This is a genomic window from Halomonas pelophila (assembly GCF_040196315.1).
Lineage (GTDB): Bacteria > Pseudomonadota > Gammaproteobacteria > Pseudomonadales > Halomonadaceae > Halomonas > Halomonas pelophila.
Map to the genome: position 1 here is coordinate 132,409 of NZ_JBEGCI010000010.1, position 21,405 is coordinate 153,813.

Annotated in this window: 20 protein-coding genes; 14 read left to right on the plus strand and 6 right to left on the minus strand. The window is 65.7% G+C overall.

What is annotated here, in order from left to right:
- Nucleotides 1–70: 70 nt before the first annotated feature.
- From rpsA to ABE957_RS12565, 3 genes are all read left to right on the plus strand, one after another.
- Nucleotides 71–1,744: a 30S ribosomal protein S1 gene (gene rpsA, locus ABE957_RS12555; protein ID WP_349759028.1), complete on the plus strand. Its 1,674-nt coding sequence runs from the start codon at nucleotides 71–73 to the stop codon at nucleotides 1,742–1,744.
- Between the two features lie 336 nt (nucleotides 1,745–2,080).
- Complete coding sequence (locus ABE957_RS12560) at nucleotides 2,081–2,461, plus strand: histone-like nucleoid-structuring protein, MvaT/MvaU family (protein ID WP_349759029.1); 381 nt, start codon at nucleotides 2,081–2,083, stop codon at nucleotides 2,459–2,461.
- Between the two features lie 219 nt (nucleotides 2,462–2,680).
- A complete protein-coding gene (locus tag ABE957_RS12565) occupies nucleotides 2,681–2,995 on the plus strand; it encodes a hypothetical protein (protein ID WP_349759030.1) in 315 nt (104 codons plus the stop codon).
- Nucleotides 2,996–3,010: 15 nt separating this feature from the next.
- Here the strand turns inward: ABE957_RS12565 and ABE957_RS12570 are convergent, their stop codons facing one another.
- The 4 genes from ABE957_RS12570 to ABE957_RS12585 are packed head-to-tail and all read right to left on the minus strand — an operon-like array spanning nucleotide 3,011 to nucleotide 5,660.
- Nucleotides 3,011–3,886: a DNA replication terminus site-binding protein gene (locus ABE957_RS12570; protein WP_349759031.1), complete on the minus strand. Its 876-nt coding sequence runs from the start codon at nucleotides 3,884–3,886 to the stop codon at nucleotides 3,011–3,013.
- On the minus strand, nucleotides 3,883–4,116 hold the full coding sequence (yacG, locus tag ABE957_RS12575) for a DNA gyrase inhibitor YacG (RefSeq protein ID WP_349759032.1): 234 nt from the start codon (nucleotides 4,114–4,116) through the stop codon (nucleotides 3,883–3,885). Before yacG ends, ABE957_RS12570 begins: the two co-directional genes overlap by 4 nt.
- Nucleotides 4,117–4,157: 41 nt before the next feature.
- On the minus strand, nucleotides 4,158–4,772 hold the full coding sequence (gene coaE / locus ABE957_RS12580) for a dephospho-CoA kinase (protein WP_349759033.1): 615 nt from the start codon (nucleotides 4,770–4,772) through the stop codon (nucleotides 4,158–4,160).
- Between the two features lie 36 nt (nucleotides 4,773–4,808).
- A complete protein-coding gene (locus ABE957_RS12585; RefSeq protein WP_349759034.1) occupies nucleotides 4,809–5,660 on the minus strand; it encodes a prepilin peptidase in 852 nt (283 codons plus the stop codon).
- A gap of 146 nt (nucleotides 5,661–5,806) precedes the next feature.
- Between ABE957_RS12585 and nagZ the strand changes: the two genes are divergently transcribed.
- Nucleotides 5,807–6,820, plus strand: a complete 1,014-nt coding sequence (gene nagZ / locus ABE957_RS12590) for a beta-N-acetylhexosaminidase (RefSeq protein ID WP_349759035.1) — start codon at nucleotides 5,807–5,809, stop codon at nucleotides 6,818–6,820.
- Nucleotides 6,821–6,874: 54 nt separating this feature from the next.
- Entirely contained in the window at nucleotides 6,875–7,450 is a 576-nt protein-coding gene (locus ABE957_RS12595) for a hypoxanthine-guanine phosphoribosyltransferase (RefSeq protein ID WP_349759036.1), read from the plus strand.
- A gap of 91 nt (nucleotides 7,451–7,541) precedes the next feature.
- Here ABE957_RS12595 and ABE957_RS12600 read toward each other — a convergent pair whose 3' ends face one another.
- Together ABE957_RS12600 and ABE957_RS12605 are read right to left on the minus strand one after the other, a co-directional pair.
- On the minus strand, nucleotides 7,542–9,233 hold the full coding sequence (locus tag ABE957_RS12600; protein WP_349759037.1) for an AMP-binding protein: 1,692 nt from the start codon (nucleotides 9,231–9,233) through the stop codon (nucleotides 7,542–7,544).
- Nucleotides 9,234–9,321: 88 nt separating this feature from the next.
- Entirely contained in the window at nucleotides 9,322–9,765 is a 444-nt protein-coding gene (locus ABE957_RS12605; protein ID WP_349759038.1) for a MerR family transcriptional regulator, read from the minus strand.
- A gap of 278 nt (nucleotides 9,766–10,043) precedes the next feature.
- Between ABE957_RS12605 and ABE957_RS12610 the strand changes: the two genes are divergently transcribed.
- The 9 genes from ABE957_RS12610 to ABE957_RS12650 all read left to right on the plus strand — a co-directional run bounded on the left by ABE957_RS12610 (nucleotide 10,044) and on the right by ABE957_RS12650 (nucleotide 21,157).
- Entirely contained in the window at nucleotides 10,044–11,210 is a 1,167-nt protein-coding gene (locus tag ABE957_RS12610; protein WP_349759039.1) for an acyl-CoA dehydrogenase family protein, read from the plus strand.
- Nucleotides 11,211–11,247: 37 nt separating this feature from the next.
- The gene (locus tag ABE957_RS12615) at nucleotides 11,248–12,402 is read left to right on the plus strand and encodes an enoyl-CoA hydratase/isomerase family protein (protein ID WP_349759040.1); all 1,155 of its coding nucleotides are present in this window, start codon (nucleotides 11,248–11,250) and stop codon (nucleotides 12,400–12,402) included.
- A 66-nt stretch (nucleotides 12,403–12,468) separates the two neighbouring features.
- Entirely contained in the window at nucleotides 12,469–13,380 is a 912-nt protein-coding gene (mmsB, locus tag ABE957_RS12620; protein ID WP_349759041.1) for a 3-hydroxyisobutyrate dehydrogenase, read from the plus strand.
- Between the two features lie 101 nt (nucleotides 13,381–13,481).
- Nucleotides 13,482–14,870 (plus strand): MATE family efflux transporter, encoded by a 1,389-nt coding sequence (locus ABE957_RS12625; RefSeq protein WP_349759042.1) that lies wholly within the window; start codon nucleotides 13,482–13,484, stop codon nucleotides 14,868–14,870.
- Between the two features lie 138 nt (nucleotides 14,871–15,008).
- Nucleotides 15,009–16,190, plus strand: a complete 1,182-nt coding sequence (locus ABE957_RS12630) for an acyl-CoA dehydrogenase (RefSeq protein ID WP_349759043.1) — start codon at nucleotides 15,009–15,011, stop codon at nucleotides 16,188–16,190.
- Nucleotides 16,191–16,452: 262 nt separating this feature from the next.
- Complete coding sequence (locus ABE957_RS12635) at nucleotides 16,453–17,658, plus strand: CaiB/BaiF CoA transferase family protein (protein ID WP_349759044.1); 1,206 nt, start codon at nucleotides 16,453–16,455, stop codon at nucleotides 17,656–17,658.
- A gap of 545 nt (nucleotides 17,659–18,203) precedes the next feature.
- Entirely contained in the window at nucleotides 18,204–19,229 is a 1,026-nt protein-coding gene (dctP, locus tag ABE957_RS12640) for a TRAP transporter substrate-binding protein DctP (protein WP_349759045.1), read from the plus strand.
- Between the two features lie 80 nt (nucleotides 19,230–19,309).
- On the plus strand, nucleotides 19,310–19,855 hold the full coding sequence (locus ABE957_RS12645) for a TRAP transporter small permease (RefSeq protein WP_349759046.1): 546 nt from the start codon (nucleotides 19,310–19,312) through the stop codon (nucleotides 19,853–19,855).
- Nucleotides 19,856–19,867: 12 nt separating this feature from the next.
- Nucleotides 19,868–21,157 carry a TRAP transporter large permease gene (locus tag ABE957_RS12650; protein WP_349759047.1) on the plus strand — a complete coding sequence of 430 codons (1,290 nt, stop codon included), beginning with the start codon at nucleotides 19,868–19,870 and terminating at the stop codon, nucleotides 21,155–21,157.
- Nucleotides 21,158–21,405 lie beyond the last annotated feature (248 nt).

The window sequence follows — 21,405 nt, forward strand, 5'->3', positions numbered from 1 at the left end:
AGGCCCGCACTCGCTGGTGGTGCGGAGATGGCGGTAACGCCGTACTCAACGTTGATCACGTAGGAACATCATGAGCGAAAGCTTTGCTGAACTGTTTGAACAGTCTCTCCAGGACATCAACATGGAGCCGGGCGCCATCGTCGCGGCTACCATCGTCGACATCGACGGCGACTGGGTCACCGTCAATGCCGGCCTGAAATCCGAAGGCCAGATCCCCTCGTCGCAGTTCCGCGACGAGAACGGCGAGCTTTCCATCGCCGTCGGTGACGAAGTCCACGTCGCCCTGGAAGCCGTCGAAGACGGTTTCGGCGAGACCCGCCTGTCCCGCGAGAAGGCCAAGCGTGCCGAAGCGTGGAAGGTGCTGGAAGCGGCCTTCGAGAAGGAAGAGATCGTCAAGGGCGTGATCAACGGCAAGGTCAAGGGTGGCTTCACCGTCGACGTCGACTCCATCCGTGCCTTCCTGCCGGGTTCTCTGGTGGACGTCCGCCCCGTGCGCGACACCACTCACCTGGAGAACAAGGAACTCGACTTCAAGGTCATCAAGCTCGACCCGAAGCGCAACAACGTTGTCGTGTCCCGTCGCGCCGTGCTTGAGGCCGAGAACAGCGCCGAGCGTGAGGCCCTCCTGGCCACCCTGCAGGAAGGTCAGCAGATCATCGGTATCGTCAAGAACCTCACCGACTACGGCGCCTTCGTCGACCTCGGTGGCGTCGACGGCCTGCTGCACATCACCGACATGGCCTGGAAGCGCATCAAGCATCCGAGCGAGATCGTGGCCGTGGGCGACGAGATCACCGTCAAGGTGCTCAAGTTCGATCGCGAGCGCAACCGTGTCTCCCTGGGCCTGAAGCAGCTGGGCGAAGATCCGTGGGTCAACATCAAGGATCGTTACCCGGAAGGTACCAAGGTGCATGCCACCGTCACCAATCTCACCGACTACGGCTGCTTCGCCGAGCTGGAAGAGGGTGTCGAAGGTCTGGTCCACGTGTCCGAGATGGACTGGACCAACAAGAACATCCATCCGTCCAAGGTCGTGCAGGTCGGCGACGACGTGGACGTCATGGTGCTGGACATCGACGAGGAGCGTCGTCGTATTTCCCTGGGTATCAAGCAGTGCACCACCAACCCGTGGGAAGACTTCAACGCGCGCTACAACAAGGGCGACCGCGTTACCGGTACCATCAAGTCGATCACCGACTTCGGCATCTTCATCGGCCTGGAAGGCGGTATCGACGGCCTGGTGCACCTGTCCGACATCTCCTGGACCGACACCGGTGAGGAAGCCGTTCGCTCCTTCAAGAAGGGCGACGAGGCGGAAGCCGTCATCCTCTCCATCGATCCGGAGCGTGAGCGCATCTCGCTGGGCATCAAGCAGCTCGATACCGATCCGGTCTCCGAGTTCCTGGCGGTCAACGACAAGGGCTCCATCGTCACCGGCCGCGTGGTCGAGGTCGATGCCAAGGAAGCCCAGGTCGAGCTGGCTACCGATGTCGTCGCCGTGCTGAAGGCGTCCGAGATCAGTGCCGACCGCGTCGAGGATGCCCGCAACGCGCTGAACGAAGGCGACAGCGTCGAGGCCCGCATCATCGGTGTCGATCGCAAGAACCGCCAGATCGCCCTGTCCATCAAGGCCAAGGACCAGGACGACACGCGTCAGAACCTGAAGAAGCTGCGTGAAGAGACCACCGAGTCTGGTGCTACCACCATCGGTGACCTCATCAAGCAGCAGATGGGTCAGGACTGATATCGGCGGGATACGTCCCGGCTATCGGTCGACAAGGCGCCGCCCCTCGGGGCGGCGCCTTTTGTTTGTGGCATTGTTGAGTTCGTTGGCATTGATTTGTGGCATCGGTGAGAGGTGTCACCTGGGTGTGCCGGCGTATAAAGCGCCGCAAGATATGCAGGGTTTCTTATCAAATAAGCCTTTCTTCAAGTTTCGGGCAATGTTTCGGCGTATTGCTTGGCAATGTTTGAGACTATTATTTGCCGAACCGGGAATGAGTGTGCATACTCTTGCCAAACAAGTTTAAACAGGCAATAATGCCTCGCATCCCCTAATGCCCAATAAGGAATCTTTTAGATGTCATCGATGCTCAGCAACTACATGCAGATGGAACAGCAGCTGAAGCAACTCCAGTCGGAACTGGACAAGCTGCAGAATGATGATCGTCTCAAGTCTGAACTCGAGTTCAAGGAAAAGCTCGAAGCGCTGATGCGCGAGTTCGACAAGAGCGCCGCCGACGTCATCGAGCTGCTCAATCCCAAGCCGGCCGCCCAGTCCGGCGCGGCTGCCCCGGCAAGCGGCGGCACCCGTCGCAAGCGCAAGCTGAAGATCTACAAGAACCCCCATACCGGCGAAGTGGTGGAAACCCGCGGCGGTAATCAGAAGACGCTCAAGGCGTGGAAGGACGAGCACGGTTCTGACGCCGTCGAGTCCTGGCTGGTGCGCGTCGAGGAGTGATCCTCAACGCTATCGCCGTAACGACGCCGCCCCTCGGGGCGGCGTCGTCGTGTCGGGCCGTCATGTCCCCGGTCCACTCTTGTATATGGTGGGGCCGGGCGATCATGGGAAGGTGATTCGCTCGACCTTAGGCGGTATAATTATCGCATCCCCGATTAACGGCGATGGCCCGTATCACCTATTCCTGCCCGGTCGTCGCCTCGACGCTATTGGAAGCACATGAAACAGCATAATTCCCGACAGCCCGTGGACGAGCGTGAGAAGTTGCGCAAGTTTCGCGAACTCGACGATGCCTTCGCCGAGGCATTACGCAGTCTCGATGCTTCCGACGATAAGTCGGGCGGTACCAGCGACGCGTCCGTGCGTGAACTCGACGGCCAAGAGCGGGACGCGGCCATCGAGCCGCAGGACGAGAAGACTCGCCAGCGCCTCTTCGAAGAGCGCCTGACGGCGTTGATGAGTGAGTATGCTCAGCCGGCGGAACACGTCAGCCGGCTGCTGCAGACGCTGAAGTCCCTCGGACACATCGCCTGAGGCGATGCGGGCACCTCACCGGTAACGGAACACCCTGAGGCTTGGCAGGAAGGCGACGTCTTCCAACCGCTCGTCGCGACGCCGAGCCCGGGTCCGCGCGGCGGGCGGGGTCGGCGGAGGGCGGTTGTGGTCGGGCAGGCGGCCGTCGGGGCTCGGCACGAACAGCGGCAGGGCGACGTTCATGGCCCGCCGGGTGCGGCCATCCTCGAGCGGCTCGCGGTAGAAGAGATTGGCGCGCATCAGCGGGGCCTGAGCCTGCACCTGGGCCAGCGGCTCGCCGTCGGGGATGCCGGCCAGTTGGCGCAGCTGGATGCGGATGTGGGGCGCGTCGCTGTCGAGTGCCAGCAGCTTCTGCTCGGCCTCGCGCACCGTCAGCCGCTTGATCGAGCGGCCGCTCGAGTACCAGGCGAGTCGCACGCGAGCCACCGGGGCCTCGGCCAGGGGGAGTGAGCGCCAGCACTGCTTGAGATGCAGCCGCGCCAGGCCCGTGCCGCGCAGATGATCGTGCAGCGCGGGGTGACGAAACGGCAGCACCGCCTTGATCTCCGGGATCAGCGATGGCACCTCGCGGCGGATCTCGGCGAGCAGCGCGGCGAAGGCCTGCTTGGTGGCGTTGACCTCCTGGGCGGCCTCCATCACGCGCTCCGTGGCGGCGACCAGGCCGACATGGCTGCGCGTCGCCCGGCCGTCCTGGCCATCCTGATACCAGACATCCAGCAGACACCGGCGCAGCCAGCCGGCGTCGGCCGTCTCGTGCTCGAAGGACCAGGCCCCACCGCCGGAGTCCTCCCAGTGCGCCACCAGGGCGTCGGTCTGCTCGAGCAGGCGGTCGAAGGCCGCCTCCAGCTCGGCCAGCAGCCGGTATTCGGGGCGTTGGCCGCCCTGTGTCACGAGGCGTCGCCGTCCCGGTCGGCGCGCGCCAGCAGGGCGTCGAGGTCGGTCTCGTCCATGGCGGGCTCGCCGGCGATGCGGTGAGACTCGTCGGCCCAGGCGCCGAGGTCGAGTAGGCGGCAGCGCTTGCTGCAGAAGGGACGGTAGGCGTTCTCCTCGCGCCACAGCACCTTCTTGCGGCACTGCGGGCAGGCGACTTCCAGGGGGCGTGCGGTGTCGTGCGGGCTCATGCGATATCGTCCTGGACAAAATGTCGGGAAAGGATGGGGATTCAGGGCGCCGGAGGCAAGTCGGCGGCGGCCCGGTAGCGGCGGTCGAGCTCGGCGACCTGTCGTGCCAGGGCGTCCTCGCCGGCGGCATTTTCGATCACGTCGTCGGCGCGTGCCAGGCGAGCCTGTCGCGGCATCTGGGCGGCGATGATGGCGCGCGCCTGGGCCTCGTCGACGTCGTCCCGCGCCGCGGTTCGCGCGATCTGTACAGGCTCCGGGACGTCGACGACCAGGCAGCGGTCGACCAGCGCCGCCTGGCCCGACTCGAAGAGCAGCGGCGAGACCAGAAGTACATAGGGCGCCGACTGGGCCTGGAGACGTTCCAGGTGGGCGGTGAGCCGCTCGCGGACGCGCGGGTGGGTGATCGCCTCCAGCCGGCGACGCTCGGCGTCATCGTCGAAGACGATGGCGCGCAGCGCGCGGCGATCGAGGCGACCGTCCGCGGCGATGACCTTGGCGCCGAAATGCGCGGCGATCTCGTCGAGGGCCGGCTCGCCGGGCTCGACGATCTCCCGGGCCACGTCGTCGGCATCCACCCAGGGAATGCCCAGCGCCGCGAAGGCGCGCGCCACCGTGGACTTGCCCGAGGCGATACCGCCCGTCACGCCAATGATCATCGTTGTCTCCTGTGCGGTGTCATGGGTCTCGAGGCGTCAGTAGAGCAGCCCGGTGTAGAGCGCCATCAGCGGCTCGCCCGCCAGCAGGGCGAGCCAGCCGGCCATCACGAGCCAGGGCCCGAAGGGCAGCGGGGCGCCGCGCAGACGCGGCACCGCCAGCTGGATGAGGATGCCCACCAGCGCGCCGGCCCCGGCGGAGAGGATCAGCACCAGCGGCAGGGTCTGCCAGCCCAGCCAGGCCCCGAGGGCCGCCAGCAGCTTGAAGTCGCCATAGCCCATGCCCTCCTTGCCGGTGATCAGCTTGAACAGCCAGTTGAAGCTCCACAGCACCAGGTAGCCGGCCATGGCACCGATCACCGCCGAGGGCAGCAACAGCGGCTGGAACAGCAGCTGGTAGAGCAGGCCCGCCCACAGCAGCGGCAGGGTGAGCAGGTCCGGCAGCAGCTGGGTGCGCAGGTCGATGACCGCCATGGCCAGCAGCGTCAGGCAGGCGCCGAGGATGAACAGGGCCTCGAGCGTCGGGCCGAAGAGTGCCAGTACCGTCAGCGCCAGCACGCCGCCGGCCAGCTCGACCAGCGGGTACTGGGGGCTGATGCGCGCCTCGCAGCTGGCGCAGCGCCCGCGGCGCTTGAACCACCCGAGCAGCGGGATGTTGTCGTGCCAGGCGATGGGGGCCTCGCAGCGTGGGCAGAGCGAGCGGGGGGTGATCAGGTTGAAGCGCGGCGTCTCTTCCGGTTCGAGCTCCAGCGCCTCTCGGGCCTCGGCGCGCCAGCCCAGCATCAGCATCACCGGCAGTCGCGTGATCACCACGTTGAGGAAACTGCCCAGGCACAGGCCCAGGACGGCCGTGAGCGGCCAGAGCAGCGAGGGGGGGAGGTCGGCGAGCAAGGGTGACTCCTGTCCGGTCGGTTCCAAAGCGCCATTGTATCGGGGGATGGCGGCGATTGCCCGGCTTCTGCGCGTCGCGCCCGGGCTGTCCTGGCGTCCGGCTTTGGTCTAGAATCTGCTCCCTTTCTACTTCCAGGGGCACGATCATGACTCAGATGCTCGGACCGGTGATGCTGGATCTGGAGGGCCAGAGCCTGACCCCCGAAGAGGGCGAGCTGCTGGCGCGTCCCGAGGTCGGCGGGGTGATCCTGTTCGCCCGCAACATCGCCTCCGCGGTCCAGGTCCGCGCCCTGAGCGACGAGATCCGCCGCATCCGTCCCGACCTGCTGCTGGCGGTCGACCAGGAGGGCGGGCGCGTTCAGCGCCTGCGCGAGGGCGTGACGCGCCTGCCGCCCATGGGGCGTCTGGGGCGTGACTTCGCCGCGCAGCCCGAGGTCACCCTGCGGCTCTGCCAGGATGCCGGCTGGCTGCTGGGCATGGAGATGGCCGCCTGCGGCCTGGACCTCTCCTTCGCGCCCGTGCTCGACGTCGATGGCGGCACCTCCAGCGTGATCGGGGATCGCAGTTTCTCCGCCGACCCCGAGGCCGTGGCCCGCATGGGGCGTGCCTTCCTCGACGGCCTGCACGAGGCGGGCATGGTCGGCGTCGGCAAGCACTTTCCCGGCCATGGCGGCGTCGCGGCCGACTCCCACCATGAGCTGCCAGTGGATGCGCGCCCGCTGGAGGCGCTGCACGACCATGACCTGCTGCCCTTCGCCCAGCTGGCCCCGCGCCTCGACGCGGTGATGCCGGCGCATGTCGTCTATTCGAGCTTCGACCATCGCCCGGCCGGCTTCTCGCCGGCGTGGCTGGGGATGCTGCGCGAGAGCCTGGGGTTCAAGGGCGCGATCTTCTCCGACGACCTGAGCATGGCCGGCGCGGCCTTCGCCGGCACGCCGGGCGAGCGGGCCCGGGCAGCGCTGGCCGCGGGCTGCGACATGCTGCTGGTGTGCAACGACCGCGCCGCGGCGCTGGAGGTCCTCGAGGCCTGCCAGGGCCACCAGGCACGACGCCTGTCCCGACTGCGCTACGCCCGTGCCCGCCCCGACCTTCAGGCGCTGGGCGCGCTGTCGCGCTGGCGTCGCGTCCATGCTCACCTGGAAGCCCTGGCGGCCAGCTGACGCTCGCCCGCCTCTCTATACCGATTCCACTTGCCGATGACGAGTCGCTAACCGATGCCCACACTCGATACCTTCCACCCGTCGCTGGACGACATGCGTGAGCTCATGGACAACGCCGACTGCCTGATCTCGCAGTCCGAGGTCGAGCTCGCCCTGGATCGCATGGCCGACGAGATCACCCGTGACCTGGGTGACACGCTGCCGGTCTTCTACTGCGTGATGAACGGCGGGCTGATTACCACCGGCCACCTGCTGACTCGCCTGGGCTTTCCGGTCGAGGTCGACTATCTCCACGCCACCCGCTATCGCGGTGGCATTCGCGGCGGCGAGCTGTTCTGGCGCGTCTCCCCGGAGGTGCCCATGGCCGGGCGCCACGTGGTGATCGTCGACGACATCCTCGACGAGGGCTCGACCCTCGCCGCCATTCTCGACTACTGCCGAGAGGCCGGGGCGGCGAGCATCTCCACCGCGGTGCTGGTCGACAAGCAGCACGAGCGCAAGGCAGTGCCGGGGCTCAAGGCGGACTATTGCAGCCTGGAAGTCGCCGACCGCTACGTGTTCGGCTTCGGCATGGACTACAAGGGCTACTGGCGCAACGCCCCGGGCATCTACGCCCCCAAGGGCCTGTAAGCGTCAAGCAGCCAAGCAGCCAAGAAAAAACCTCCAGCAGATCAGTCTGCTGGAGGTTTTCTCGTCATGCGCGGCATATTCTGCTCGGCGCTTACGCCAATCCCAGCTCGTGGGTGGCTTCCTCGCGCATCTTGAACTTCTGGATCTTGCCGGTGACGGTCATCGGGAAGGCGTCGACGAACTTCACGTAGCGCGGCACCTTGTAGTGGGCGATCTGGCCCTTGCAGAAGGCCTTGAGAGCGTCCTCGTCGAGCTGCTCACCCTCACTGAGCTTGACCCAGGCCATCACCTCCTCGCCGTACTTATCGTCGGGCACGCCGATCACCTGCACGTCGGAGATGGCCGGGTGGGTATAGAGGAAGTCCTCGATCTCACGCGGGTAGATGTTCTCGCCGCCGCGGATGATCATGTCCTTGATGCGCCCGACGATCGCCACGTAGCCCTCGTCGTCCATGGTCGCCAGGTCGCCGGTGTGCATCCAGCCCGCCGCGTCGATGGCCTTGGCGGTGGCCTCCGCGTTCTCCCAGTAGCCGAGCATCACGCTGTAGCCGCGGGTGCAGAGCTCGCCGGTGCCGCCACGGGGCACCGCGGCGCCGGTGTCGGGGCTGACCAGCTTGACCTCGAGGTGCGGGTGGATGGTGCCGACCGTGGTGACGCGCTTCTCCAGCGGCGCGTCGGTCTGGGTCTGGAAGCTCACCGGGCTGGTCTCGGTCATGCCATAGCAGATGGTCACGTCCTGCATGTGCATCTTGTCGATGACGTTGCGCATCACCTCGATGGGGCAGATGGAGCCGGCCATGATGCCGGTGCGCAGGGAGGAGAGGTCGAAGCTCTCGAACTCCGGGTGCTCCAGCTCGGCGATGAACATGGTGGGCACCCCATAGAGGGTGGTGGCGCGCTCCTCGGCGACGGCGCGCAGGGTCTCGCCCGCCTCGAAGCCGTCACCCGGATAGATCATGGTGGCGCCGTGGGTCACGCAGCCAAGGTTGCCCATCACCATGCCGAAGCAGTGGTAGAGGGGCACCGGGATCACCATGCGATCGGTCTCGTCGAGGTTCATGGTGCGCGCCACGAAGAAGCCGTTGTTGAGGATGTTGTGGTGGGAGAGGGTGGCGCCCTTGGGCGCACCGGTGGTGCCCGAGGTGTACTGGATGTTGATCGGGTCGTCGAACTGCAGGCCGGCCTGGACCTCGGCCAGCCGGTCGGCGGAGATTGCATCGGCATGGTCGAGCATCTGGGACCAGGTCAGCATGCCGGGCAGCGCGCGCTGCTCGTCGAGGCAGATCACCCGCTTGAGGTCGGGGAGCTTGGCGCTTTTGAAGGTGCCGGGGCCGCCTTCGTTCAGCTCAGGCGCCAGCTCGGCCAGCGTCGCCACATAGTCGGAGCTCTTGAAGGCCCCCTGCAGGATCAGCGTCGAGGCGCCGGACTGCTTGAGCGCATAATCGAGCTCGTGGGTGCGGTAGCTGGGGTTGATGTTGACCAGGATGGCGCCGATCTTCGCGGTGGCGAATTGGGTGATCGTCCATTCGGCGCAGTTGGGCGACCAGATGCCGACGCGCTCGCCCTGCGTCACCCCCAGGGCGATCAGGGCGCGGGCCACCCGGTCAACCGCCTGCTGAAGCTCCCTCCAGCTGTAGCGCAGCCCCTGGTGGCGGCTGATCAGGGCGTCGCGCTCGGCGAAGCGCGCCACGGTGTCGTCGAAGCAGTCGCCGATGGTCTGGCCCTTGAGGGGAGTGTCGCTGATACCGCTGACGTAGCTGATCGAAGGGTGTTGGCGTGTCATGGAGTTTCTCGTCTTGTTGCTAGCCTGTGGCGGTGTACGTGAAACGCAGGATGACGTCGTGGTGGGTGTTCGATCGGGGGGCGGGCGCTCAGGCCTCGTGGCCGAGGCCGCGCAGGACCTCCCGGGCGCGGTGATCCACGTCGTCGAGCTCCATGCGCATCAGGCGGATGTCCTCCAGCTGGCGCTCGAGGTTGGCGCGCTTGTCGGCCAGTATCTCCAGCAGGCGCCGCAGTTGGCGCGCATTCCCGTCGGGCATGGCGTCATACATCATCACCACTTCGCGGATCTCGCCCAGCGAGAATCCCAGGCGCTTGCCGCGCAGGGTCAGCTTCAGGCGCACCCGATCCTTCTCGTGATAGATGCGCTTCTGTCCCTCGCGACGCGGGGCCAGCAGGCCCTCCTGCTCATAGAAGCGGATGGTGCGTGGCGTCACCTCGAACATCCTCGCCAGCTCACCGATGGTGTACTGGCGGTGCTGGCGCGGCAGGGCGTCCTGGCCGCTCGTGGTGTCTGGTGAGGTTGATTGTGTCATGACGTTGATCCTGTGACCGGGTGGTGAACCGGCGGTTTCCCACCTCGTCTGGCAACACTAGACGAGGTTGACGTTAACGTAAAGTGCTTGTTCGACCATGGGGTGATATGGGATAAACCTAGCAAGTGCTAGGTTGGGGGCCAGCCGGCCGGAGTGGTCGATGGCGCCCGTCGGGCGCCTCGACACCCGGCCCTCGGGCAGCGCCGCGCGGACCACTACCTCGAACCGTCACCCATTCCTGGCCGAAATCATTCATAGCCGAACAAGAGGGATTCCCCATGGACTTCTCCCTGACCGATGATCAGAAGGCGCTGGCCGCGGCCGCCGCCGACTTCGCCCGCGCCGAGCTGGCCGACCATGCGGCCGACTGGGACGCGACCTCCCACTTCCCGGTGGACGTCATCCGCCGGGCGGGCGAGGCGGGCTTTCTCGGCATCTATACCCCCGAGGAGCACGGCGGTCTCGGCCTCTCGCGGCTCGAGGCGTCGCTGATCTTCGAGCAGCTCTCCCAGGGCTGCATCGCCACCACTGCCTACCTGACCATCCACAACATGGTCACCTGGATGATCGCCACCTGGGGCGACGACGCCCTGCGCGAGGCCTGGGTGCCCGCCATGGTAGCCGGTGAGGCGCTGGGCTCCTACTGCCTGACCGAACCCGGCGCCGGCTCCGACGCGGCCAGCCTGCGCACCAAGGCGGTTCGCGACGGCGACGACTACGTCATCTCGGGCAGCAAGATGTTCATCTCCGGGGCGGGCGCCACCGAGGTGCTGGTGGTGATGGCCCGCACCGGTGAGCCCGACAGCGGCGCCGGCGGCGTCTCGACGATCGTGGTGCCGGCGGATGCCGCCGGCGTGGAATACGGCAAGAACGAGGAGAAGATGGGCTGGAAAAGCCAGCCGACCCGCCTGGTGAGCTTCGATGGCGTGCGGGTGCCGGTCACCAACCGCCTCGGGGCGGAAGGCGAGGGCTTCAAGTTCGCCATGAAGGGCCTCGACGGCGGGCGGCTGAACATCGCCAGCTGCTCGCTGGGCGCCGCCCAGCAGGCCCTGACCCTGTCGCGGGACTATCTGGCCGAGCGTAAGCAGTTCGGTCGCGACCTCTCGAGCTTCCAGGCCCTGCAGTTCAAGCTCGCCGACATGGCCAGCGAGCTTACCGCGGCCAGGCTGATGGTTCGCCACGCCGCCTGGCGCCTCGACCAGAATGATCCCGAGGCCACCGCCCACTGCGCCATGGCCAAGCGCTTCGCCACCGATATGGGCTTCAACGTCTGCAACGAGGCCCTGCAGCTGCACGGCGGCTATGGTTACATTCGTGAATATCCCCTGGAGCGGCTGGTGCGCGACACCCGGGTGCACCAGATCCTCGAGGGGACCAACGAGATCATGCGCCTGATCGTCGCTCGCCGCCTGCTGGCCGACGGCGTCATCGAGTCGCTCCAGTAACCGCCTGTACCCTTTACCAGATCCAGGAGATCCCCGGATGTCGGACCTTGCAGTGCTCTTCGACGAGCTGCCCACCCGCGACGGCGGCCGTATCGGCGTGGCCACCCTGAATGCCCCGAAGTCGCTCAACGCCCTGTCGCTGGAGATGATCCGCCAGCTCGAGGCCAAGCTCGACGCCTGGGCGGTCGACCGCAGCGTGGTGGCCGTGTGGCTCGAGGGCAGCGGCGACAAGGCCTTCTGCGCCGGCGGCGACGTGGTGGCCCTCTACCGCTCGCTGACCGAGGAGGGCGAGAACCGTGGCGCCGGGCGCGACGGCCTCTTCGCCGAGACCTACTTCACGGCGGAGTATCGTCTCGACTATCGCATCCATACCTATCCCAAGCCGCTGATGGTGTGGGGCGACGGCATCGTCATGGGCGGGGGCCTGGGGCTGATGGCCGGTGGCTTCCAGCGCCTGGTGACCGAGACCACCCGCATCGCCATGCCCGAGATCACCATCGGCCTCTACCCCGATATCGGCGCGAGCTGGTTCCTGGGGCGCATGCCGGCCGGCGTGGGCGCCTACCTGGGCCTCACCGGCGCCCAGCTCAATGCCAGGGACGCCCTCGACCTGGGCATGGCCGATCGCTTCATTCCGCGCGAGCGTCGCGAGGCGCTGCTCGGCGCGCTGCAGGAGGCCGACTACGGCGATCGCGCTCCGCGGGCCCTGCGGGCCGGCGTGCAGTCGGTGCTCGATGATCATGAGGATCGCGAGGCGGCCCCGCCGGCGCAGGTGTGGCCGCATCTGGATCACCTCCAGTCGCTGGTGGGACGCGTCGACGCCGCGTGCGCCGTCAAGCGCATCCTGCGCGACACCACCGAGGATGCCTGGCTCGCCGCCAACCGCGCGCGGCTCGAGGCCGGCTGCCCGGTGAGTGCCCAGCTGGTGTGGCGCATGCTCGAGCGCCATGCCCACACCGGCCTCGCCGACGCCTTCCGTGAGGAGCTCAGCCTCTCGGTGCAGTGCTGCCGCGAGGGGGACTTCGTCGAGGGCGTGCGCGCCCTGCTGATCGACAAGGACAAGGCGCCGCGCTGGTCCCACGCCAGGGTGGCCGAGGTGCCCGAGGCCGATATCCAGGTGCTGATGAGCACGCGCTGGTCCGCCGAGACACACCCGCTGCGCGATCTGGGCGTCGGCCATCGCGTGGGCTGAGGCCAGCGCACCGACCGACATGAACGCTTGTCCTGAACAACTCACAACGAAACAGGAGCCACGCCAATGAACATCGCCTTTATCGGCCTCGGTAACATGGGCGCTCCCATGGCCATCAACCTGCTCAAGGCCGGGCACGAGGTGACCGTCTTCGACTTGGTGGAGGAGGCCATCCAGGCCCTCGAAGCCGAGGGCGCGAGCCGCGCCACTAGCGCCGAGGCCGCGGCCTCCGGCGCCGAGGTGGTCATCTCCATGCTGCCGGCCGGCGCCCACGTGCAGAGCCTCTATCTGGGGCGCGACGGTGCGCCGGGCCTGCTCGACGCCCTGGAGCACCGCCCGCTGCTGATCGATTCCTCGACCATCGCGCCGGACGACGCGCGCCTGGTGGGCGCCGCCGCCGCCGAGCGCGGCTTCACCTACCTGGACGCCCCGGTCTCCGGCGGGGTGGGCGGCGCCAAGGCCGGCACCCTGACCTTCATCGTCGGCGGAGATCAGGCCGGCTTCGAGCAGGGCAAGCCGCTGCTCGAGGCGATGGGCAAGAATATCTTCCACGCCGGCGAGTCGGGCGCCGGCCAGGTGGCCAAGATCTGCAACAACATGCTGCTCGGCATCCTGATGTCCGGCACCGCCGAGGCGCTGGCGCTGGGCGTGAAGAACGGCCTGGACCCGGCGGTGCTCTCCGAGATCATGAAGCAGAGCAGCGGCGGTAACTGGGCGCTCAACGTCTACAACCCCTGGCCCGGGGTGATGGAGGGCTCGGCAGCCTCCCGGGACTACCAGGGCGGCTTCCTGACCGATCTGATGGCCAAGGACCTGGGGCTCGCCTGGGAGCTGGCGCTGGGCTCGAAGTCCAGCGTGCCGATGGGCTCCCAGGCGCGCAATCTCTTCGCCCTGCACAGCGCCCAGGGCAGCGGCCAGCGCGACTTCTCCAGCATCCAGACCCTCTATCGCCAGGGCGAGGATCAGGGCAAGAAGTAGATCGAGCGGGTGACACCGCTAGGCGCGAACCGCGCCCCACTCCTACACGGGGGTGGCGAAAACGGGCACACTTTCGTGCCCGTTTCTCGTCGAGAGCCCGTATGAGCGCACCGCCTTCCTCACCGTCCTCGCCCTCCGCTTCCCGGGCAGCGCGCCCCGCGCGTCGCGAGCTGCTCGAGGGGCCCATTGCGGCCACCCTGCTGCGCAAGAGCCTGCCGGTGGTGGTCGGCATGCTCGCCATGATGAGCTTCAACCTGGTGGATGCCTGGTTCATCTCCCGGCTCGGCACCGAGGAGCTGGCGGCGGTCTCCTTCACCTTCCCGGTCGTGTTCACGGTCATCAGCCTGGCCATTGGCCTGGGCATCGGCACCTCGGCGGTGGTGGCCCGTCGGCTGGGGCAGGGCGAGCCCCAGACGGTGCGCCGTCGCGCCACCGATGCGGCCCTGCTGGCCGTGGTGGTGGGGGGCGTTATGACCCTGCTGGGCCTCGCGACCCTGGAGCCGCTGTTTCGACTGATGGGCGCCGATAACGTGCTGATGCCGCATATCCGCGACTACATGGGCATCTGGTACCTGGGCGCGGCCGCGATGATCGTCCCGCGGGTGCTCAACAGCATCCTGCGCGCCCATGGCAACACCGCCACCCAAGGGCTGATGATGGCGCTGGCCGCCGGCATCAACGTGCTGCTCGACTGGTGGCTGATCTTCGGGGCCGGTCCCTTCCCGGCGCTCGGCGTCAGCGGGGCGGCGCTCGCCACCGTGATCAGCTGGGGCCTGATGGCGATGGTGCTGGCCTGTCATCGCGAACTGCGCGCGCTCTTCGATTTGGCCGGACTCGATGCGAAGGGACTGGCCGCCTCCTGGCGGGAGCTCGGTCGCATCGCCGGCCCGGCGGCGCTCACCAGCGTCTTCACGCCCATCGCCCTCGGGCTTGTGACCCGCATCATCGCCGATCATGGCCACCCCGCCGTGGCGGGCTACGGCGTCGGCAGCCGCATCGAGGCGATCTCCCAGATCGTCGTGCTGGCGCTCTCGATGACCCTGTCACCGCTGGTCAGCCAGAACGCCGGGGCCGGACAGCACGACCGGGTGCGCCGGGCGATCTTCGGCTGCTTCGTCTTCGTACTGGCCTGGCAGCTGCTGGTCTGGGGCGCGTTGCAGGGGCTGGCGCCCTGGCTGGTGGCGGGCTATGCCGAAACGGAGGCGGTGGCCGGGGTACTGCGCAGCTTCCTGTGGCTGGTGCCCCTGGGGCTGGGCGCCCAGGGCGTGGTGATACTGGCGGTCTCGTCGCTCAATGCCCTGCACCGGCCGGCGCTGGCCATGCGCCTGTCGGTGATCCGGCTGTTCATGCTCACCGTGCCGCTGGCCTGGCTGGGCGGTCGCCTGGCCGGCAGCAGCGGGGTGTTTGCCGGCGTGCTCGCGGCCAACCTGCTGGTCGGGGGGCTGGCCTGGTGGCAGATCCGTCGCCAGCTGTCGCCTCGGGCACCTTGACACATGCGCCGACCGGGGTGTGGCAAGGAGGCGCCGGAAGGGAGGGTGGAAAGGCGCGTCGGGCTTGGCAGTGGGGTGTTATTGGTCTACATTTGTTGAAAATGTAGAAATTAATGCCACGCCACTCGAGGATGCCCCATGAGCCAGATCACCCCCGTCACCTGGGACGACCCCTTCCGCCTGATCGACCAGCTCAGCGAAGAGGAGCGCATGGTCCGCCAGACGGCCCATGACTACTGTCAGGAGAAGCTCCTGCCGCGGGTGCTGGAGGCCAACCGTCACGAGCACTTCGACCGCGAGATCATGAACGAGATGGGCGAGTTGGGCCTGCTCGGCGCGACCATCGACGGCTACGGCGGCGCCGGGCTCAACTACGTCAGCTACGGCCTGATCGCCCGCGAGGTGGAGCGGGTCGACTCCGGCTACCGAAGCGCGATGAGCGTGCAGTCGAGCCTGGTGATGTATCCGATCCATGCCTTCGGCAGCGAGGCCCAGCGCGAGAAGTACCTGCCGAGGCTGGCCAGCGGCGAGTGGGTGGGGGCGTTCGGCCTCACCGAGCCGGATCACGGCTCCGACCCGGGCGGCATGAGCACCCGCGCCACCCGCTTCGATGGTGGCTGGCGGCTGAACGGCACCAAGACCTGGATCACCAACTCGCCCATCGCCGATGTCTTCGTGGTCTGGGCCCGCGACGAGGAGGGCGTGGTCAACGGGTTCATCCTCGAGAAGGGCATGAAGGGCCTCTCCGTGCCCAAGATCGAGGGCAAGTTCAGTCTGCGCGCCTCCGTCACCGGCCAGATCGCCATGCAGGACGTGGAGGTCGGCGACGAGGCCCGCCTGCCCGGCGTCAAGGGGCTCAAGGGGCCCTTCTCCTGTCTTAATCGGGCGCGCTACGGCATCGCCTGGGGCACCATGGGCGCCGCCGAGGCCTGCTGGCACGCCGCCCGCGACTACACTCTGGAGCGCAAGCAGTTCGGCCGCCCCCTGGCCGCCAACCAGCTGATCCAGAAGAAGCTCGCCGACATGCAGACCGAGATCGCCCTGGGGCTGCAGGCCGCGCTGCGGGTGGGGCGGATGATCGACGAGGATCAGCTGGTGCCCGAGGCGATCTCGCTGATCAAGCGCAACAACTGCGGCAAGGCGCTGGATATCGCTCGCATGGCCCGCGACATGCACGGGGGCAACGGCATCAGCGACGAGTATCACGTAATCCGCCACGTGATGAACCTCGAGGCGGTGAATACCTATGAGGGCACCCATGACGTTCACGCCCTGATCCTCGGGCGTGCCCAGACCGGCATCCAGGCGTTTACCGGCTGACCCGGTAGGCCACATGACATGCGTCTCACGAGGGGGTCGGGAACAAGCCGAAGGGGAGGTCCTACGCCATGGGTGAGGAGCACCGCTCCGAACGGGCTGGCCATGGATGGCCAGCACCGGCCCTGCAAGCGGCGCAGGATGCGAGAGCGCCGTAGGGCGTCGGTAGCGTACAGGGAGGTATTCACAGCGCCTCCTCGATGGTACGGCACACCAGGGCTTGTTGCCGGGTCAGCCCCGAGTGAGAGTGAGCAAGGAGCTGCAGATGAGCGGACCGCTTGAGGGCATCACGGTGCTCGATCTTTCGCGGGTGCTGGCCGGGCCCTGGTCCGGCCAGCAGCTGGCCGATCTGGGCGCTCGGGTGATCAAGATCGAGCATCCCGGCCGTGGCGACGACACCCGCGGCTGGGGGCCCCCCTGGCTGGACGGCGATCACGGGGCCGAGCGCCAGGCGGCCTACTACCTCTGTGCCAACCGCGGCAAGCAATCGCTTGCCGTGGATATCGCCAGCGAGGGCGGACAGGCCCTGGTCAGGGAGCTCGCCAAGGGCGCCGACATCCTGCTCGAGAACTTCAAGGTCGGGGGGCTCGCGAAGTACGGCCTCGACTACCCGAGCCTGAAGGCGCTCAACCCGCGGCTGATCGGCTGCTCGATCACCGGCTTCGGCCAGGATGGCCCCTACGCCCGTCGCGCCGGCTACGACTTCATGATCCAGGCCATGGGGGGGCTGATGAGCCTCACCGGCGAGCCCGACGGCATGCCCATGAAGACCGGCGTGGCGATCACCGACGTGATGACCGGCCTCTACGCCTCGGTCGGGGTGCTGGCCGCTCTCCATGAGCGCGCACGCACGGGGAGGGGGCGCCACATCGATGTGGCGCTGCTCGATGTCCAGGTCGCGACGCTCGCCAACCAGGCCCTCAATGCGCTGACCAGCGGGTCATCTCCAAAGCGTCACGGTAACGCCCATCCCAACATCGTCCCCTATCAGGCCTTCGCCTGCGCCGATGGCCACCTGGTGCTCACCGTGGGCAACGATGCCCAGTTCGCCCGCCTGGCCCACCTGCTGGGGCATCCCGACTGGGCCGAGGATCCCGCCTATGCCACCAACGCCGCTCGGGTCGGCAATCGGGAGGTGCTGGTGGCGATGATCCAGTCACGGCTGCTCGGCCGCGACCGCGACGACTGGCTCGCCGAGCTGGAGGTGCGCGGCATTCCGGCGGGGCCCATCAATACCCTGACCGAGGTGTTCGACGACCCCCAGGTGCGCCACCGCGGCCTGCACCACACTCTCGAGCAGGATGGCCGGAGAGTGCCTCAGGTGGCGAGCCCCCTGCGCTTCGACGGAGAGGCGCTGACCAGCGAGATCGCGCCACCCCACCTCGGGCAGGACAGCGATGCCATTCTCGCCGAGATGGGGCTGACGCCGGAGGACATCGCCAGGCTAAGACGAGAGGGCATCGTGCGCTGACTGACGCTGTACCGCCCTGTTCAACAACGCCACCGCAGACCGCTGCGGTGGCGTTTTCATTTCCTCCCTGGAGCGTTGCCATCGGGGAGCGTCGTTGTCGACGCCCGAGGCCCCGGAGTGCACGACCAAAGTCGAATCCGCCGCGAAATGCATGCAGAAAGATGCTCATGAAGCATAAAAAAGCGTCAAGTGTGAAAGGGTAGCGAAATTGAAGCGCGAGCACTCGCAAGACTACTGTGTTTCGGGAAACGGGTGAGGCAGGATTCAACGGGCTTTATGCGAACCGACTGACGCAGCATCTGGCATGAAAAGACCGGGTCGGGTTCGCACGCAATAGCACCTTTCCGTTACCGGGGGCACAGGAAAGCCGCTCACGCGGCTGACGGAATCACGGCCATACCGTCATTCTGCTGGCGCCTTCAGGACGGCATCTCTCTACGCCTTCTTCCCCTCTCTGCTGACCGGGCACGGGCCGGACAGCGGGCAGGTTCGCCACTGCTCTTCTATCGCTGAAAGATCAAAATAACTCCCAGGAGATACTTCCCATGTTATCGAAGAAGCCCATCAGCAAGCACGTGTCCAAGCTGCTCCTGACCAGTGTGGGAGGGTGTGCACTTGCGTCATCCATGGCCGTGTCGGCAGGGGATCTCCGGCTGAACTTCGCCGGCACGCTCCCGGCCAACAGCCAGGGCACCAAGATGATGGAGCAGGTCGAAGCCGACATCGAGGCGGCCGACGTCGGTCTCAGTGTGACGGTCTTCCCCGCCAACCAGCTGGGCTCCGGGGAAGAGCTGTTCGAAGATGCCATTCGCGGCAACATCGATATGGTCGCCGGATTCATCTACTCCCACAAGGACCCCGTCCTCGAAATCGCCTCGCTGCCTTTCCTGGTGAGCAGCTGGCAGGACATGGAAGATGTGATGATGAACCAGGACTCCGCGTTCAATCAGATCATGTCGGAGCGTCTGGACGGTCTCGACCTGCGCCTGATGAACAGCATCCCCGTGGGCTTTACGGGCGTTGTCGCCAACGAGCAGCCCGAGGATTGGGCCGGCATGGACGACAAGGAGATGAACATCCGTGTCTGGTCCTCCAGCCTGATCAAGAATACCGTCGAGCTCATGGGCTACCAGGCCACGACCATGGCCTGGGGAGATATCTTCCCGGCACTGCAGAGCGGAATCGTCGATGGCGCTCTCTGCTGCACTACACAGGATGCCTACAACATCTTCGCCATCAGTGACGTGGGCGAGTACTACATTGCCAACAATGCCGTGACGGATACTTCATTTTACTATATCTCCAATAAGACCTGGGGGAAGATGAACGAAGCGCAGCAGGACGTCGTGACTGACGCCATGAACAAGGCTGCAGATGATTTCTTTGCCTGGAACAAGGCCAGCGAGCAGGAGTTCGAGGAAAAGCTTCTGGAGGAAGGGTATCAGGTACTTCAGTCAAGCGAAGAAGAAAAGCAGGCAATGAAGAAGAGGGTCCGCGAGGTCGTATGGGGCGCCGCGGAAGAAGAAATTGGCAAGGACGTGCTGGATCGCCTCCGGGGGTCGGAAGCTTAACTGCCAGTCATATACGGATTGAGACTGACGGATGCACATCCGTCGGTCTCTCTTCTTTTTTTACACCGGGATATTGAATTATGGAAAGCCTGGAGCACCATTATCCGGCGCATTTGAATGTGCCGTTGCGGACCATAATGAAGTTGATGAATTTTGTCATCATCGCCTCCGGCATCACCATGGCGTTGACGTTTTTCTTCGTTGTTGTGGCCAGGTACGGATTCGGAGCGGATCTCTTTGCCTATGAAGAGTGGTTGCTGGTCATTGCGATATGGTTGTTTTTCCTCGCCAGTGCTGTGGCCACTCATAACAGGGCCCATGTAAAAGCAGACATGCTGGGCTTCATGATCAAGAACCCCAAGCTGCTGTACTGGCGAGGCGTGTTGGTCGAGGCCATCGAGCTTATCATCACGCTGGTCATCGTCTATTGGGGATGTTTGATGATCAAGGAAAGCATCGATGCGTACCCTAACTGGCAGAGAACAGTTGCCTTGCATATACCTTTCCTGGTGCCGAGGTTGGGCATACTTATCGGTTTTGTGATGATGGCGGTATATAGCGCCCTGCACTTGTATGTCCTCTTATGCCGTCGTGATCAAGCTTTGAACTCGGCTAAAGCCGATTAACGGGAAAGTAACATGATCATTCTTGGAGTCATTGTCATACTGTGTGCGCTTCTGCTGATCGGCGTGAGCGTGCCCATGGCCTTTGGTGGCCTGCTGATCTTCCTGGCACTGGTCGGAGGGCATGACGTCAGCGGTTTTCTTCCCACCGGACACTGGAAGATGAACTCGCTAGTGCTGCTGGCCATTCCCCTGTTCATTATCGCCGGGGCGGTGATGGAAAAGGGCCGCATAGCCAAGCCCCTGGTCAGCCTGGCCGAACTCTTTGTCGGTCACTTGAAGGGCGGCTTGACCGCCGCCTCTGTCGTCGCGAGCGGCATTTTCGGCTCCATCTCCGGCAGCGCCAACGCCACCCTGACCTGTATCGGCAGCATCATGATGCCGCACCTGCGCCAGGCGAACTATCCTCAGGGGCTCTCGGCGGCACTTATCGTCAGTGCCAGTCCGCTGGGGCTGCTGATTCCGCCCAGCGCTTCTCACATCCTCTACGCCTGGGTGACCCAGCAGTCGGTGCTCAAGGCGTTTTTGTCCACGGTGATTCCCGGGATCATCCTCGTCTTCCTGCTCTGCCTGGTCAGTTATCTCTGCCTGCGCAAGGTGGAGGGGCTCACCCTCAGCCGGAAGGTCACGCCGTTCAACCTGGTGCTGCGCCAGCGCAGCTTCAAGGCGCTACCGGCCTTGACCATGCCGGCCATCATCCTGGGCGGCATCTATGGCGGGATCATGACGCCGGTCGAGGCCGCCGGCGTGGCGGTCATCTATGCGATTCCCATCGGTATCTATGTCTACAAGGGACTGACCTGGAAGACCTTCCTGCAGACCATGCGCAGTGCGGGGGTCACCATCGGTGTCGTGATGATCATGATCTTCATGGTCCTGATCGTCAGCCGCTTCCTGCTGTTCGAAGACATTCCCGGCATCGCCAAGGAGCTGGTGTATTCGGTCTCCGATAACCCCATCGTCATTCTTCTGATGGTCAATCTGGTCCTGATCCTTATCGGCATGTTGATGGATGACATCAGCGGGCTTCTGTTGTCGGCACCGCTGCTGCTGCCCATCGTGCAGGGGGTGGGCATGGACCCGATTCACTTTGCGGCCGTGCTGGGCGTGAACCTGGGAATGGCCAATATCACCCCGCCGACGGCGCCTCTGCTCTATCTGGGGTCGCAGGTGACCGATACGCCCGTCAACGAGATGCTCAAGCCGACGCTGATCCTGATCGTGTTCGCCTGGCTGCCGACACTGATGCTGACCACCTTCATTCCCGAGCTGGCCCTGTTCCTGCCGGAGCTGCTGCTGGGGTGATGACAGCAGGGCATGGGGACCCCCATGCCCGCCGGCGTGGGGCGGCTCCCCGGCTCGTCAGGCGACGGTCTCTCGCCACGCCCGGCCTTGACACCATCGAGACATGAAAAAGCCCCCATCCAGGCGTGAACTGCACCCCGAAAGTTGGACCCCCAATCCAACCTTCGGGGTGTTTTTATGAGCAAACGATACGACGAGTGGTTCAAACTGCAGGTGGCGCAGCAGTGTTTGCACGATGGCACCAGCTT

Excerpts from the sequence above, each read along its gene's own strand:
- rpsA (WP_349759028.1), top strand. The coding sequence starts at position 71 with ATGAGCGAAAGCTTTGCTGAACTGTTTGAACAGTCTCTCCAGGACATC.
- ABE957_RS12560 (WP_349759029.1), top strand. The coding sequence starts at position 2,081 with ATGTCATCGATGCTCAGCAACTACATGCAGATGGAACAGCAGCTGAAG.
- ABE957_RS12565 (WP_349759030.1), top strand. The coding sequence starts at position 2,681 with ATGAAACAGCATAATTCCCGACAGCCCGTGGACGAGCGTGAGAAGTTG.
- yacG (WP_349759032.1), bottom strand. The coding sequence starts at position 4,116 with ATGAGCCCGCACGACACCGCACGCCCCCTGGAAGTCGCCTGCCCGCAG.
- coaE (WP_349759033.1), bottom strand. The coding sequence starts at position 4,772 with ATGATCATTGGCGTGACGGGCGGTATCGCCTCGGGCAAGTCCACGGTG.
- nagZ (WP_349759035.1), top strand. The coding sequence starts at position 5,807 with ATGACTCAGATGCTCGGACCGGTGATGCTGGATCTGGAGGGCCAGAGC.
- ABE957_RS12595 (WP_349759036.1), top strand. The coding sequence starts at position 6,875 with ATGCCCACACTCGATACCTTCCACCCGTCGCTGGACGACATGCGTGAG.
- ABE957_RS12600 (WP_349759037.1), bottom strand. The coding sequence starts at position 9,233 with ATGACACGCCAACACCCTTCGATCAGCTACGTCAGCGGTATCAGCGAC.
- ABE957_RS12605 (WP_349759038.1), bottom strand. The coding sequence starts at position 9,765 with ATGACACAATCAACCTCACCAGACACCACGAGCGGCCAGGACGCCCTG.
- ABE957_RS12610 (WP_349759039.1), top strand. The coding sequence starts at position 10,044 with ATGGACTTCTCCCTGACCGATGATCAGAAGGCGCTGGCCGCGGCCGCC.
- ABE957_RS12615 (WP_349759040.1), top strand. The coding sequence starts at position 11,248 with ATGTCGGACCTTGCAGTGCTCTTCGACGAGCTGCCCACCCGCGACGGC.
- mmsB (WP_349759041.1), top strand. The coding sequence starts at position 12,469 with ATGAACATCGCCTTTATCGGCCTCGGTAACATGGGCGCTCCCATGGCC.
- ABE957_RS12625 (WP_349759042.1), top strand. The coding sequence starts at position 13,482 with ATGAGCGCACCGCCTTCCTCACCGTCCTCGCCCTCCGCTTCCCGGGCA.
- ABE957_RS12630 (WP_349759043.1), top strand. The coding sequence starts at position 15,009 with ATGAGCCAGATCACCCCCGTCACCTGGGACGACCCCTTCCGCCTGATC.
- ABE957_RS12635 (WP_349759044.1), top strand. The coding sequence starts at position 16,453 with ATGAGCGGACCGCTTGAGGGCATCACGGTGCTCGATCTTTCGCGGGTG.
- dctP (WP_349759045.1), top strand. The coding sequence starts at position 18,204 with ATGTTATCGAAGAAGCCCATCAGCAAGCACGTGTCCAAGCTGCTCCTG.
- ABE957_RS12645 (WP_349759046.1), top strand. The coding sequence starts at position 19,310 with ATGGAAAGCCTGGAGCACCATTATCCGGCGCATTTGAATGTGCCGTTG.
- ABE957_RS12650 (WP_349759047.1), top strand. The coding sequence starts at position 19,868 with ATGATCATTCTTGGAGTCATTGTCATACTGTGTGCGCTTCTGCTGATC.